Genomic DNA, 14,287 nt, shown 5'->3' with positions numbered 1-14,287 from the left:
GCTGCGCGATCAAGTTCTCGCAAGCTCGAACTTGGCTTCGCTCGCGATCGCGACGGTCGACGTCGTCGCGTGGCTGGGGCCGTTGGCTGAGGTCGTCGTAAACGGGGTCACGGGACGAGGACGGCGGCGCCGGTGAAGTGGTCGGTGGCCAGGTCGGCTAGGGCGCGGTCGGCTTCGTCCAGGGGGTAGGGGTGGGTCGTGACGGCTACGTCGAGGCGGGCGGCGAGGCGGAGGAACTCCTCGCCGTCGGCGCGGGTGTTGGCGGTGACGGAGCGGACCTGGCGTTCCTGGAACAGGTGCCGCTGGTACTCCAGGGACGGGACGTCGCTCAGGTGGATGCCGGCGATGGCGAGGGTGCCGCCGCGGTCCAGGCGTTCGAGCGCGGCGGGGACGAGCCCGCCGGCGGGCGCGAAGATGATCGCCGAGTCGAGCGGGTCGGGCGAGGCGTCGAAGGAGTCGCCGGCCCATGAGGCGCCCAGGGAGCGGGCCAGCTCGCGGGCGGCCGGGCTGCGGGTGAACACGTGCACGTCGGCGCCCTCGGCGATGGCGATCTGCGCGGCGAGGTGCGCGGAGCCGCCGAAGCCCCAGATGCCGAGGCGCCCGCCGGGCGGGAGGTCGGCGCGGCGCAGCGCGCGGTAGCCGATGATGCCCGCGCACAGCAGCGGTGCGGCGCGGACGTCGTCGAGTTCGGGCGGCAGCGCGTAGGTGTAGGCGTCGACGGCCAGGGCGTACTCGGCGTAGCCGCCGTGGGCGTCCCAGCCGGTGTAGACCGAGTACGGGCACAGGTTCTCGGCGCCGCGGCGGCAGAACCGGCAGGCGCCGCAGGTGCCGCGCAGCCATGCGACGCCGACCCGGTCGCCCGCGGCGTGCAGCGCGCCCGCGCCCGCCTCGACGACCTCGCCGACGATCTCGTGGCCGGGCGTCACCCCGGGCAGGTGGACGGGCAGGTCGCCCTCCACGACGTGCAGGTCCGTCCGGCACACGCCGCACGCGAGGACGCGCACCAGCAGCTCACCCGGGCCCGGCGACGGGACGTCCCGGTCGGCGCGGCGCAGCGGCCCCGAGGCGACCGGAGCCGGCGCGTGCACCGCCCACGCCCGCATCAGGGGGTGAGCGGCAGCTCGAACCAGACGGCCTTGCCGTCGTTGGTCGGCCGGGCGCCCCACCGGGTGGCGAGCTGGTCGACCAGGTACAGGCCGCGGCCGCCCTCGTCGGTCTCGCCGGCGCTGCGGATGCGCGGCAGCCGCATGTCGGAGTCGAACACCTCGACCCAGATCGCGTCGGCGCCGCGCCGCAGCCGGAGCCGGAACTCCTTGGTGGGCGGCTCGCGGCGGCCGAGGTCGGCGCCGAGGTTCCAGTCGTCCTCGTCGAACCCGCCCGGGTCGAGGGCGGCGTCGAACGCGCCGCCGACCTGCGCGGTGTTGAACTGGACGGGCGGCGGCGCGCTCAGCGGCTCGCCGCCTCGGCCGGGCGGCCCGGCGGGCACCGGGACGACCGTCTCGCGGCGCGGCTGCGGCGTCGCGGTGGCGTGCAGGACGACGTTGGTGACGACCTCGGAGACCAGCAGGCACGCCAGTTCGGCCTGCTCGTCGAGCATGCCCCAGGTCGCGAACGCGTCGGCGGCCATCCGGCGCGCCTCCGACACCATGATCGGCTCGGCGGGGAAGGTGCGCTCCTCGACGGCCAGCTCGTCGCCGGCGGTGCGGATCACCACGATCGCCACGTCGTCGTCGATGTCGCCGGGGACGGCGTCGTAGGCGGCGTTGGCGATGGCCTCGACGCCGCCGCGCGCGACCCGCTGGACGGCCGCGCGGACCATCTCGCGGGACTCCTCCCGCGTGTAGTACTCGCCGTCGTCCTTGGGCCGCCGGTCGATGAGGCCGTCGGTGTACAGCACCAGCGTGGCGCCGGGCTTGAGCTCGGTCTGCTCCTCGTTGAAGAGGATCTCGCCGCCCATGCCGGGGGCGCGGACGCCGAGCATGGCGCCCTCGCTCTCGAAGTCCAGCTCGCCGACCTCGCCGTCGACGATGAGCAGCGGCGGGTCGTGGCCGGCGTTGGCGAACTCCAGCACCCGCGACCAGGCGTCGTAGACGAAGTAGGTGCACGACACCAGAGGCGGCCGGACGAGGTCGTCGCTGTTCCAGCCGGACCGCATCCGCTCGGGCCGGGTCATCGTGCGGACCCATTCGTCGAGCTTGCGCAGGATGTCGGCGGGGGGCTTGTCGTCCTGGGCGAAGGCGCGCAGCGCGGCGCGCAACTGGCCCATCACGGCGGCGGCGCGGGCGCCGCGGCCCTCGACGTCGCCGATGACGAGGCCGACGCGGCCGGCCGACAGCGGGATCACGTCGTACCAGTCGCCGCCGACCTGGGTCTGGATGCCGTGCCCGTGCGCCTCCAGCGGGCGGGCCGGCTCGTACCGCCAGGCGATCTGCAGGCCGTCCAGGTGCGGCGGCCGGTCGCCGGGCAGCAGGTGCTTCTGGAAGGCCAGCGCGGTCTCGCGCTCCTCCTCGAACAGCATCGCGTTGTCGACGGCGAGCGCGACGCGGCTGGCGATGGCGCCGAGCAGGTCGCGGTCGAAGCCGTCGTAGTGCGGGTCGGGCCGCTTGGACAGGTTGGACAGCGCCAGGCTCATCACGCCGAGCATCTCGCCGCGCACCAGCAGCGGCGCGGAGATCACCGAGGTGACGCCCATGGACTCGCCGAGCCGCAGCGACGACTCGCTCGGGGCGGAGAACCGGTGCTGGACCATGTCCTCGACGAGGACGGCGTCGCGGCGCGCCATCGCCTTGGCGCTGAAGTGGCCGGGCGGGTAGGAGACCGGCTCGCCGACCTCGGCCCAGGTGCCGGGCGGCGGCTCCCAGTTGCCGGCGTGCCGCGACACCCGCCGGTAGAGGCGGTCGCCGCTGTAGAGATCGATGAAGCAGTGGTCGGCGAACTGCGGGACGAGGGTGTCGGCGACGCGCCGCAGCGTCGCCTCCAGCTCGAGGGACCCGGCGAGCCGCTCGCCGATGCGCTCCAGCAGCCCGTAGCGCTCCTGGTCGCGCTGGTTGGAGCGCAGGGCCTCCCGCGCGAAGATCACGACCCCGTCGACGGCGCCGGACGGGTGCCGCAGCGGGACGGCGTGCGCGCGCGTGTACACGGTGGTGCCGTCGGCGCGCAGGTTGCAGAAGGTGCCCTCCCACACGCCGCCCTTGAGCACGTGCTTGGCGAGCTCGGTGGCCTGCTCGTGGTCCTCCTCGGCGATGCCGAGGGACAGCACCGAGTGCCCGATGATCTCGTCGCCGCCGAAGCCGAACAGCTGCCGCGCGAACGCGTTGCCGTAGATGACGTTGCTGAAGCGGTCACAGACGATGACCGCCATCTCCATCTGGTTGAGGACGGTCTCGGGCGGCAGATGCGCCTCGAAGGACGCTTCCCCCCAACGCTTCATCTCCCCATCCCGATAACAGTCGCGGTCCCGCCGGTGACCGCCTCGCCTCCGCGCGGCCGGCCCGCGGCGCCCGCGGCGATGATCACCGGGCGTCGCGGCAGGGGCCGCGTACGTGTCTGCCTCGTCGTATTGAACGACGAACCCGCCGCCGGGATACGCCCGAACGGCGCGATGGTGTGGAGATCTTCGGTATAGACCGTCGAGGCGGGGGCGGGGGGCGGCACGCCGACCGTGTCAGCGCCTGCTGACGAAGACGTGCTCGGCGATGTCGCGCGGCAGTTCCGTCGCAGCACCGTCGGCCTCGTCGTCACAGGTCACCCGCACCCCGTCATCGGTCGCCCGGAGAGTCACCTCTCGTCCCGGTTGTATCCCTATTTGCTTGAGTCTAAGCATCAGGTCGCTGTCCATCTGCACCTGCTCGCTGATCCGCCGGACCACGGCGGCGGCGCCGGACGTGCTCGCGACCGCGGTCATCACCGACAGCGGCGCGGCGGCGGCGTCGTCCCCGTGCCCGCCCAGCTCGTCGAGGCCGGGGATCGGGTTGCCGTGCGGGCAGGTGGTCGGGTTGTCCAGCAGCGCGACCAGCCGCCGCTCGACCTCCTCCGACATCACGTGCTCCCACCGGCAGGCCTCGATGTGGACGTCCTCCCAGGGCAGTCCGATGACGTTGACCAGCAGGCACTCGGCGAGCCTGTGCTTGCGCATCACGCGGGTGGCGAGGCCACGGCCGCTGTCGGTCAGTTCGAGGTGCCGATCACCCTCGACCCGCAGCAGCCCGTCCCGCTCCATCCGCGCGACCGTCTGGCTCACCGTCGGGCCGCTCTGGGAGAGCCGCTCGGCGATGCGCGCGCGGAGGGGGATGATCCCCTCCTCTTCGAGCTCGAACACCGTCCGGAGATACATCTCCGTGGTATCGATCAGGCCGTGTGAGGTCACAGCTCCCTCCAGTCTTATGGCCTTGAAGTCTACTTGCTATGGGCCCCTGCCGCCGGACCGCGCGAATATCCCCCGGACGGCGGGTACGGGGGAACGCGAGATGAACGCGAAAACTTCCCAGGACGCCGAGCCGTACCTCCCGGACTCCCCCAAGGAGCGCTCCGATCTGGACGCTCTGCGCCACGCGGCGGCGGGCTGCCGCGGCTGCGGCCTCTACGAGAACGCCACGCAGACGGTGTTCGGCGAGGGCTCCGCCGGCGGACGCGTCGTGCTGGTCGGCGAGCAGCCCGGCGACCAGGAGGACCGCCAGGGCCACCCGTTCGTCGGCCCGGCCGGACGCGTCCTCGACCGGGCCCTTGAGGAGGCCGGGATCGAGCGCGGCGAGGTGTACATCACCAACGCCGTCAAGCACTTCAAGTTCAAGCGCCAAGCGGGCGGCAAGCGGCGCATCCACGAGGCGCCGAACGTGGGCGAGATGCGCGCGTGCCGTCCGTGGCTGCTGGCCGAGCTGCGGGCCCTCGACCCGGACGTGGTCGTCGCGCTGGGCGCGACGGCCGGCAAGGCGCTGCTCGGCTCCTCGTTCCGGGTGACGAAGCTGCGCGGGCGCCTCCTCGCCCTGCCCGAGCTGGAGACGATCGGCACCCCGGCCGCCGGCCGGGAGATCGACGAGACCCCGCCGGGCGAGGCCGACACCCGGGTCGTCGCGACGATCCACCCGTCCGCCGTCCTGCGCGCCGAGGACCGCGACGCCGTGTACGCGGGCCTCCTCGACGACCTCAAGGTCGCCGCCCAAGCCCTCCGTTGACTTGCGGCGAGTCGTCGTTATGAGCCGTCTCATAACGACGACTCGCCGCAAGTGAACGTGGTCCGGTCAGGTGGTGGGGACGGTCTCGGCGGTGCGGGTGTCGTAGCGGAGCAGGGCGGGGACCAGGAGGGCTACCGCGACGACCAGGACGGCGCAGGCGATGCCGCCGCCGACCCAGGACGCGGTGGCGCCGGCGGCGCTCGCGACCGCGCCCGCGCGCAGGTCGCCGAGCCGGGGACCGCCCGCGACGACGACGGTGAACACGCCCTGGAGGCGGCCGCGCATCTCGTCCGGGGCGTAGGTCTGGAGCATCGTCTGCCGGAACACCGACGACACCAGGTCGGCGGCTCCGCCGAAGGCGAGCAGCACGACCGCGAGCCACAGCTGATGGGCGAGCCCGGCGGCGGCCACGGCCAGGCCCCACACGACGATCGACACCACCAGCGCGATCCCCTGCCGGTGCACGCGGCCGATCCAGCCGGAGATCAGCCCGCCGAGGAACGCCCCGATCGCGATCGCGGCGAACAGGTAGCCGACCGCGCCCTCCCCGCCGAACCGCGTCTCGGCCAGTTCGGGGAACAGCGCCCGCGGCATCGCGACGCCCATCGCGATGATGTCCACGACGAACGACATCAGCAGGACCGGCTGGGTGCCGAGGTAGCGCAGCCCGTCGATCACCGACCGGAGGCCGGGGGTGCCGGTGATGTCGCCGAGCGGCGGGATCGAGGGCAGCCGCAGCGCCGCCCACAGCCCGACGGTGAACAGCACCGCGTCCAGCCCGTATGCGGCGCCGTAGCTCCAGCGGGCCAGGATCACGCCGGCGAACAGCGGGCCGGCGAGCATCCCCACCTGGCTGGCGGTGAAGTTCAGCGTGTTGGCCGCCGGGACGAGCGGCTTGTCGACCAGCCGGGGGATGATCGCGCTGCGGGTCGGCGACGACACCGCGAACCCGGTCGCCTGCACCGCCACCACGATCATGATCAGCAGCAGGCTCTCCAGGTGCAGCAGCGCCTGGACGAGCAGCAGCAGCGTCGCGACCCACATCACGCAGGACGCGGAGAACAGCAGCCGGCGCCGGTCCATGTGGTCGGCGACCGCGCCGCCCCACAGCCCGAACACGATCAGCGGGACGAGGTTGACCAGCCCGAGCACGCCCACCCAGAACGACGAACCGGTCATCTCGTAGACCTGGACGGGCACCGCCACGGCGGTGACCTGGAACCCGATGAACGACACGCCCTGCCCGAGCCACAGCCGCCGGTACGGCGGGTGCCGCAGGGGGCGGGTGTCGATCGCGAGGCGGCGCACGAGGCCCCGGCGCCGGGGCCCGGGATTCGCGGGCTCGTCGGCGGCGTCCGGCGTTTCCGGGCCGCCTTCGTCGGGGGTGTCAGGAGCACAGGCGGGGGGTGGCTGCTGTTCCGGTGTCACGGAGACAGTCTCTCCGCCACCCACCGATCGGCCGCGTCCGGGTCCGCGTCGAGGGGGCGGCCCTGATCGTCGAGCGCCGTCCGCCGGTACCGGATGCGGTCGTGGAGCCGGTCGCGGCGGCCCTGCCAGAACTCGATCGTCTCCGGGACGACCCGGTATCCGCCCCAGAAGTCCGGCAGCGGCACCGCGTCCCCTTCCGCCACCGCCCCGGCGCCGGGCGCCGCGGCCGGATCCGGCCACCGCTCGGCCAGTTCCGCGAACCGCCGCTCCAGCACCGAGCGGTCCGCGATCACGCCGGACTGGTGCTCGCTCGCCCACGCGCCGAGCCGCGACCCGTACGGGCGGGTCCGGAAGTACGCCTCCGACTCGTCCCGCGACAGCTCGAACACCGGGCCGGCGACGCGCACCTGCCGGTGCATCGGATGCCAGGGGAAGACGAGCGCCGCGCGCGGGTTCTCCGCCAGGTCCCGGCCCTTGTCGGACGTGAAGTTGGTGAAGAACCGGAACCCGTGCGGCCCGTACCCCTTGAGCAGGACCGTCCGCGCGCTCGGGACCCCGTCGGCGGACGCCGTGGCCAGCACCATCGCGTTCGGCTCGGGCAGCCCGAACGCGTGCACGTCGGCGAACCACGCGGCGAACAGCGCCAGCGGATCGGCGGGGAGGGCCCCCTCCGCCAACTCGCCCCCCTCGTAGGATCTGCGGAGCCGTGCGGGGTCGGGCGTAGGGGAATCCACAGCGTCTGAGCCTCTCACCTGGGGATTGTGCATCTCACATGGACCTGGGTACTGGTCAGTAGGGCGGACAGGGTTCAATGGCACGGCACCGCCTTATCACTCTTGGGGACGAAAGGCAGGACGACATGTCCGACTTCAAACCCGGTCTTGAGGGGGTCGTCGCCTTCGAGACCGAGATCGCCGAACCGGACAAGGAGGGCGGCGCCCTCCGCTACCGGGGCGTCGACATCGAGGAGCTCGTCGGCCGCGTCTCCTTCGGCGACGCCTGGGGCCTGCTGGTCGACGACAGCTTCGACCCGGGCCTCGCCCCCGCGGACCCGCACGTCCTGCCGGTCACCTCCGGCGACGTCCGGGTGGACGTGCAGAGCGCGCTCCCCACCCTCGCCCCCGCGTACGGGCTGAAGCCGCTGCTGGACATCTCCGACGAGACGGCCCGGGCCGACCTCGCCCGGGTGTCGGTGACCGCGCTGTCGTTCGTCGCCCAGTCGGCGCGCGGCATCGGCGTCCCGATGGTCCCGCAGAGCCGGATCGACGAGGCCTCCACCATCACCGAGCGGTTCATGGTCCGCTGGCGCGGTGAGCCCGACCCGCAGCACGTCCGGGCCATCGACGCCTACTGGGTCTCCGCCGCCGAGCACGGCATGAACGCCTCCACCTTCACCGCCCGCGTCATCGCCTCCACCGGCGCGGACGTGGCGGCCAGCATCTCCGGCGCGATCGGCGCGATGTCCGGCCCGCTGCACGGCGGCGCCCCGGCCCGCGTCCTGCCGATGATCGAGAAGGTCGAGCAGCTCGGCGACGCCCGCAAGGTCGTCGCCGACATCCTCGACTCCGGCGACCGGCTGATGGGCTTCGGCCACCGCGTCTACCGCGCCGAGGACCCGCGCGCCCGGGTGCTGCGCCGCACCGCCAGGGAGCTGGACGCGCCGCGCTTCGAGGCCGCGAAGGCCCTGGAGGACGCCGCCCTCGCCGAGCTGCGCGAGCGCCGCCCGGACCGTCCGATCGAGACGAACGTGGAGTTCTGGGCCGCGGTCATCCTGGACTTCGCCGAGGTCCCGACCGCGATGATGCCCGCGATGTTCACCTGCGGCCGCACCGCCGGGTGGGCCGCGCACATCCTGGAGCAGAAGCGCACCGGCCGCCTCGTCCGGCCGAGCGCCCGCTACACCGGCCCCGGCACCCGTTCCATCGAGGACGTCCGGGGCGCGGCGGAGGTCCTCAAGCGCAGTGCTTGACGGCTCGGCCGGCTGAGCCGGCCGGCGCCCGCCCCCGCCGAAACGCGCCTGAGGCCCCCGGTTCGCAGGGAACCGGGGGCTTCGTGCGTCCTCAGCGGGACGACCCGGGCGCGGCGCCGTCCCCGGCCGGGCAGTCCGCCTTGGCCTGGTGGCCGGTGACGAGGCGGCCGCAGACCTCCTCGACCTCGACGGCGCCGTCCGGACGGACGGTGGCGAGCAGGACGGGCTTGTCCGGCACCACGTGGCCCTCGTCGCGCCCGGTGAACTGCAGCACGCCGCTCGCGCCGTTCCACAGCGGGCCCTCGCCAGGGTCGTCCAGCGCGGCGAACACCCCGCCCGCGGTCGGCGGCGCGGCCTGCGCGGTGAAGACCTGGTTCGCCACGAACCCGATCATCGAGGCGGCGTCGTAGCTGACCGCGGCCCGGGTCTCGGACGGCCGCAGGTCGCGCGGCGCCTTCGCGCCGATGATCGAGTCGACCGCGCCGGGGTAGGCGTTGAAGAACACGTTGCGGCGGTCGCCGACCCAGGCGTCCGTCCACGCCTCGTGCGCGGCGAGCGGCATGTAGAACAGCCGGAAGGTCGAGACCCGGCCGATCTGCGGGGCGTTGTCGCTGACGTACTTGGCGATCTCGTCGTCGGCCAGGATGATCTGCCCGCTGGGGCAGGTGTGCTGGAGGACGTTGGTGAAGGTGCGGAACTCGTCCGACCGGCCCGCGTAATAGAACAGGTCCGGCGGCTTCTGGCACAGCTCGTGGACCGTCTTGTCGAGGTTGCCGGGGCTGTCGTAGTCGCGGACCACGACCTGCCCGCCCTTCACGTAGCCGGTGAAGGAGCTCTTGAAGGAGGAGGCCAGGTCCTTGCTGTAGAGGTCGTGGGGGTCGGCGTTGTAGATGACGTCCACGGTGCGGGCGGGCTTGCCTCCGACCTGCCCGTGGCTCGTCCAGTAGGCGGCGTGCTCGGCCAGGCGCTTGTTGGGCGGCGCCAGGCGGAAGTAGTACGGGGAGAAGCCCGCGTTGTGGTCGAGCATCCCCGTCTCGTTGTAGCTGTTGGCGGTGCCGACCATCGGCAGCGCCGACTTCGACAGCACCTTGATCGCGTCTTGCGTCTCGGCGCGGCTCTGCTCGAACCCGACGACCGCGACGACGGACTGATCCTTCAGCGCCAGCTCGCGGATCTGCTCGGCGACCTGCCGGGCATGCTGGAACCGGGCGCCCGCGTTCGCCACCAGCACCCGCATCCGCAGGCTCTGGCTCGCGGCGTTGAACTCCTCCTGCGCCATCGCGAGACCGACCAGCTCGCCCTCCGCACCGGCGAGCAGGTCGAGCTGCCGGTTCTGGATGGCGGGGTCGGCGGTGATCGGCCCGAGGTAGACGACCGTCGCGTACGGCTTGCGGGACCGCGACACCGCGTCGTTCTGCTTCTTCAGCCGCCCCAGCACCGACGAGAGCCGGTTGTCGTTGTTCTCGCCGTCGCTGACCTCGCCGAACTTGAACGACCCGTCAGTGATCCCGATGCACTCGCCGGACGCCGTCCGCTTGATACCGAACGGCGAGCAGTACCGGTCCACCTGGACGGAGATGACCGTGACCGACGCGGCGGCGACCGCCACCATCGCGATCCACGGCAGCGCGGGATGCGTGATCCGGGGACGGCGCCGCACCGCCCGGACGGGCGGGATGTCGCCGCCGGGGTCGCGGGTGATGTCGACGCGCAACTCCCGACGCGACCCGAGGACGCCGACGCGCCGCTGCTCGCGCCAGTACCGGTCCCACAGCGCGCGCGCCGCGAACACGCTCTGCGGCTCCCCCGACCACAGGTCGACGCGCACCGCCTGCGCGAGCCGGTCCACCAGCCGGGGCCCGGACGCGCCGGACGGGCCGTCCTCGGCGGGCGCGGTCGGGTCGACGCCCGCGGTGACGACCAGCGGGTCGAACCCGGGGGGCGCGGCGCCGTCGCCGCTGTCGGCGCGGACGTGCTCGATGTACTCGATCACCCGGACACCCGGATGCCCCGCCGTCAGATGCTCGAAGATCAGCACCGGGTAGCGGACCCGCGCCCACGCCGCCCGCCGGTAGTCGCGCCGGTAGTTGCGCCGCAGGTCCTCCAGGAACGCGGCGACCAGCAGCAGGTCGAGTTGCTCGGCGTGGTCGTCCGGCTCGACGGGCCGCGGGTCGAACACGTTGAGGGCGAAGCCGAGGAAGCCGGTGGAGTCGCGCTGCAGGTACGGCTGCCCGACGAACCAGCCGAACCGCCGCACGCCGTACCAGCCGCGCGTCCGCGCGACGACCTGGACCGTGACGAACGCCAGCCCGACCACGGCGGCCAGCACCGCGGACGCCAGGTCCAGCGCGGCGGCCGTCCCGGCGCTGATCAGCGCGACCACGGCCACGCCGATCGGCGCGATCTGCTCCAGGAACGACAGGAAGTTCGTCGTCCGGCCGCGCGGCTCCTCCAGGTCGCGCAGCACGTCCCGGCCGCGCCGCCGGATCACCCGGTTCAGCTCGCGGCGCCGCGCGTTCTCGTTGTCGCCGACGGGCGGATGGGTGAGCCGCCGGACGAGCTGGAAGTTCTCCCGCTCCGACGACGAGGCGTACCGGGGCGGCGACTGGTCGCCGGCGAGCCGGATCTCGCGCAGGTCCCGCAGCCACAGCGCCATCTCCAGCAGCGGGAACCGCAGCGCCGGCTCGCCGCGCGCCCGGCTGCTCGGCTGCGACAGCTCCCGCTTGGCCTCGCGCAGCACGCCGGCGACGTCGGTGGCGGGGGTGTCGGCGGCGATGTGCGAGACCGGCGCCCGCTCCTGCTCGCACCGGTTCTTGAACATCTCCGCGACGTGCCCGGCGGCCCCGGCGGGACCGAGCAGCAACAGCAGCGGCCGCAGCCGCTCCCGCCAGCGCCACGGCGGCCGTTCCCGCAGCCGTTCGAACAGGTCGAGCACTCCGCGCAGCCGATCCTCCGACAGGATCCGGTCGCCGTCGCCCGGCATGGAAAACCCCTCGCTCTCGCCCTCGTCCCCCGGCGGCTCCTCGTCCCGGCCCGCGCCTCCTGCGCGCGCGCCCTTTGGACATTGGACGCCATGTACAGCGAAATGGATCGAAAATTTCCGAGATTCACCCGCCGATCGCGGTGATTCCGCCACCTCGGCGGCCCGGGCGAGGTGCCCTCACCTGCACGGGTTTGTCATCATGGAGCCCGTGACCGAGGACCCAGACGAGCCGCTCGAAGGCGACATCGGCCCGGCCGCCGGGGCCGTCCGCCCCGCGGAACCCGAGACCGACACGGCCGAGGAGATGCGCCGGTACGCGGCGGAACGCGAGGAACGACGCCGCCGCGCCAACGCCCTCTCCGGGCGCATCGCCGTCGCCCTGTGCGCCGCGCTGCTGGCGTACCTGACCTTCGACGCCGTCCGCGCCGCCATCGACCACCACGCGCACGGCCGCGCCTGGATCTATCCGCCGGGGGTCGTCGCCGCTGTCTGCGGAGTCATGCTGGTGGCCCTGCTTACCTGGGCCGTACGGCGGGTCAAGTAGCCTTCTGCGAGTGACCGAAAGCGCGAATCCAGCCATAGCCATTCCCGCCGACATCAAGCCCGCGGACGGCCGCTTCGGATGCGGGCCGTCCAAGGTCCGACCCGAGCAGCTCGCCGCGCTCGCCGAGTCCGGCTCGACGTACATGGGCACCTCGCACCGGCAGAAGCCGGTCAAGTCCCTCGTCGGCCGGGTCCGCGAGGGCCTGGCGCAGCTGTTCTCCCTCCCCGACGGCTACGAGGTGCTGCTCAGCAACGGCGGCACCACCGCGTTCTGGGACGCCGCCGCGTTCGGCCTCGTCCGGCAGCGCTCGCAGCACCTGACGTTCGGTGAGTTCTCCAGCAAGTTCGCCAAGGTCACCACGGGCGCGCCGTGGCTGGGGGACCCGACCGTCATCTCCGGCCCTCCCGGCACCCACCCGGAGGCGTCCGCCGAGGGGGACGTCGACGTCTACGCCCTCACCCACAACGAGACCTCGACCGGCGTCGCGATGCCGATCAAGCGTCCCGCCGGGACCATCGCGCGCGACGGCCTCGTCCTGGTGGACGCCACGTCCGGCGCCGGCGGCCTGCCCGTCGACGTCACCGAGACCGACGTCTACTACTTCGCGCCGCAGAAGTGCTTCGCCTCCGACGGCGGCCTGTGGATCGCGCTCGCCTCCCCCGCCGCGCTGGAGCGCATCGACGAGATCGCCTCGTCCGACCGGTACGTGCCGGAGTTCTTCAGCCTGAAGACCGTCCGGGACAACTCGTCCAAGGACCAGACCTACAACACCCCCGCCGTCGCCACGCTGATCCTGCTCGCCGAGCAGATCGAGTGGATGAACGCGCAGGGCGGCCTGGCCTGGACGACGTCCCGCACCGCCGACTCCTCGCAGCGCCTGTACATCTGGGCCGAGAAGACCTCGTACACGACGCCGTTCGTGACCGACCCGGCGCAGCGCTCGCAGGTCGTCGGCACGATCGACTTCAACGACGACGTCGACGCCGCGGCCGTCGCCAAGGCGCTGCGCGCCAACGGGATCGTCGACACCGAGCCGTACCGTAAGCTCGGCCGCAACCAGCTGCGGATCGGCATGTTCCCGGCGATCGACCCGTCCGACGTCGAAGCCCTCACCACCTGCATCGACTACGTCGTAGAGCGGTTGTCCTAACCGCAGCGCAGATCGTCGCGTGGCCGGGGCTGCCGGCTGAGGTCGTCCTGACCCTGGGGTTCCGGCCCCGGGGTCAGGCGACGGGGGCCAGGTCCGGGGGCGTGAGGCGGTGGCGGAGGGTCGCGAGGTCCTGGCGGCGGTCGGCGTCGGTGAAGCCCGTCCAGACCCGGTCGTCGTGGTCGGCGGGACGGGCCGTCGGGACGAACGACGCCGCCGCGAGCACCTGGGGCCGGTCGCGGCGTCCGGGCACCCGCTCCATGCCGACCCGCATGTAGGTGCCCTCGCGGAGCATGACGATCGTCGCGAACCGGATTCGCGTGTACTGCTGCGCGACGCGGAACCAGCGCGGGTTCGACGCCCAGTAGACGTTCTGCTCGGAGTCGACGGCGACGGCCAGCGGGCTCAGCGCGGCACGCGCCAGATGCACCTGGGTCGGGTGGTCGCGGTCCACCCAGGCGAGCGCGGCGCGCCCGACCAGCGCCTCCAGCACGCCGGTCAGGCCCGACGAGCCGGACCGGCCGGCGAGCAGCTGGAAGATCGTCTCGCTGTCGGTGGTGCCGGACGGGACGGGCAGCGCGAACCGCTCCCGCAGCCCGCGGGCGTCGACGTCGCCGTTGTGGGTCCCGACGAGGCCCGCCGACTTCGGCCCGGGGCCGGCGACCAGCATCGGGCTCGCGTTCGCCGCCTCCGCCGGGGACCCCTGCGTCGCCCAGCGGGTGTGGCCCATCGCGACGGGCGCCCGGTCCAGCTCGGCGAGCAGCTCGGTGCGCCAGACGCCGGAGAACCGGCCGCGGCCCTTCACCACCCGGCAGCCGTCGTGCCCGAGGCCCGGCCAGCCGCCGAGCAGCGCCACCCCCGCCGAGTCCGTGCCGCGCTCCTCAGCGAGCGCCCCCAGCGTCACGAACACGTCCGACGCCCGGCCGGGATCGTCGGCGAAGGGCGAGCGGACCACCCCGAACAAACCGCACATGCCAGATGAGATGCAGATCATCGCCGTCCGGTTCGCGCCGTGCGCGACGCCGCATAAGCTCAATGCGTGAAC

General features: G+C 73.1%; 11 protein-coding genes. 4 read left to right on the top strand and 7 right to left on the bottom strand.

What is annotated here, in order from left to right:
- Window positions 1-107 precede the first annotated feature (107 nt).
- The 3 genes from ABD296_RS12290 to ABD296_RS12280 form a co-directional block, all read right to left on the bottom strand.
- Window positions 108-1,103, bottom strand: a complete 996-nt coding sequence (locus ABD296_RS12290) for a zinc-dependent alcohol dehydrogenase family protein (protein ID WP_344265165.1) — start codon at window positions 1,101-1,103, stop codon at window positions 108-110.
- Complete coding sequence (locus ABD296_RS12285) at window positions 1,103-3,430, bottom strand: ATP-binding SpoIIE family protein phosphatase (RefSeq protein ID WP_344265162.1); 2,328 nt, start codon at window positions 3,428-3,430, stop codon at window positions 1,103-1,105. The genes ABD296_RS12290 and ABD296_RS12285 overlap by 1 nt, the downstream gene beginning before the upstream one ends.
- A gap of 234 nt (window positions 3,431-3,664) precedes the next feature.
- On the bottom strand, window positions 3,665-4,366 hold the full coding sequence (locus ABD296_RS12280; protein WP_344265159.1) for a metal-dependent transcriptional regulator: 702 nt from the start codon (window positions 4,364-4,366) through the stop codon (window positions 3,665-3,667).
- Window positions 4,367-4,466: 100 nt separating this feature from the next.
- On the opposite strand from ABD296_RS12280, the gene ABD296_RS12275 reads away from it, so the two are divergent.
- On the top strand, window positions 4,467-5,171 hold the full coding sequence (locus ABD296_RS12275) for a UdgX family uracil-DNA binding protein (protein WP_344265156.1): 705 nt from the start codon (window positions 4,467-4,469) through the stop codon (window positions 5,169-5,171).
- Between the two features lie 66 nt (window positions 5,172-5,237).
- On the opposite strand, the gene ABD296_RS12270 is transcribed toward ABD296_RS12275, so the two are convergent.
- Both ABD296_RS12270 and pdxH read right to left on the bottom strand, forming a co-directional pair.
- Window positions 5,238-6,599, bottom strand: coding sequence for an MFS transporter (locus ABD296_RS12270; RefSeq protein WP_344265153.1), 1,362 nt, complete (start codon window positions 6,597-6,599; stop codon window positions 5,238-5,240).
- Entirely contained in the window at window positions 6,596-7,366 is a 771-nt protein-coding gene (pdxH, locus tag ABD296_RS12265; protein WP_344265150.1) for a pyridoxamine 5'-phosphate oxidase, read from the bottom strand. The genes ABD296_RS12270 and pdxH overlap by 4 nt, the downstream gene beginning before the upstream one ends.
- A 92-nt stretch (window positions 7,367-7,458) precedes the next feature.
- Here pdxH and ABD296_RS12260 point away from each other — a divergent pair, with 92 nt between their 5' ends.
- Window positions 7,459-8,568: a citrate synthase 2 gene (locus ABD296_RS12260; RefSeq protein WP_344265147.1), complete on the top strand. Its 1,110-nt coding sequence runs from the start codon at window positions 7,459-7,461 to the stop codon at window positions 8,566-8,568.
- Between the two features lie 91 nt (window positions 8,569-8,659).
- Here the strand turns inward: ABD296_RS12260 and ABD296_RS12255 are convergent, their stop codons facing one another.
- Window positions 8,660-11,551, bottom strand: a complete 2,892-nt coding sequence (locus ABD296_RS12255) for an ABC transporter substrate-binding protein (protein ID WP_344265144.1) — start codon at window positions 11,549-11,551, stop codon at window positions 8,660-8,662.
- 208 nt (window positions 11,552-11,759) lie between these two features.
- Here ABD296_RS12255 and ABD296_RS12250 point away from each other — a divergent pair, with 208 nt between their 5' ends.
- Both ABD296_RS12250 and serC read left to right on the top strand, forming a co-directional pair.
- Complete coding sequence (locus tag ABD296_RS12250; RefSeq protein ID WP_344265141.1) at window positions 11,760-12,095, top strand: hypothetical protein; 336 nt, start codon at window positions 11,760-11,762, stop codon at window positions 12,093-12,095.
- Between the two features lie 10 nt (window positions 12,096-12,105).
- A complete protein-coding gene (gene serC / locus ABD296_RS12245; protein WP_344265138.1) occupies window positions 12,106-13,245 on the top strand; it encodes a phosphoserine transaminase in 1,140 nt (379 codons plus the stop codon).
- Between the two features lie 73 nt (window positions 13,246-13,318).
- On the opposite strand, the gene ABD296_RS12240 is transcribed toward serC, so the two are convergent.
- Window positions 13,319-14,197 (bottom strand): class II glutamine amidotransferase, encoded by an 879-nt coding sequence (locus tag ABD296_RS12240; RefSeq protein ID WP_344265351.1) that lies wholly within the window; start codon window positions 14,195-14,197, stop codon window positions 13,319-13,321.
- Window positions 14,198-14,287: the final 90 nt, after the last annotated feature.

Origin of the sequence: Actinomadura napierensis, assembly GCF_039529375.1 — a bacterium.
GTDB classification, from domain to species: Bacteria; Actinomycetota; Actinomycetes; order Streptosporangiales; family Streptosporangiaceae; genus Spirillospora; species Spirillospora napierensis.
The sequence above is the reverse complement of the archived record's forward strand: the minus strand, read 5'-3'. Positions and strand labels throughout refer to the sequence as shown.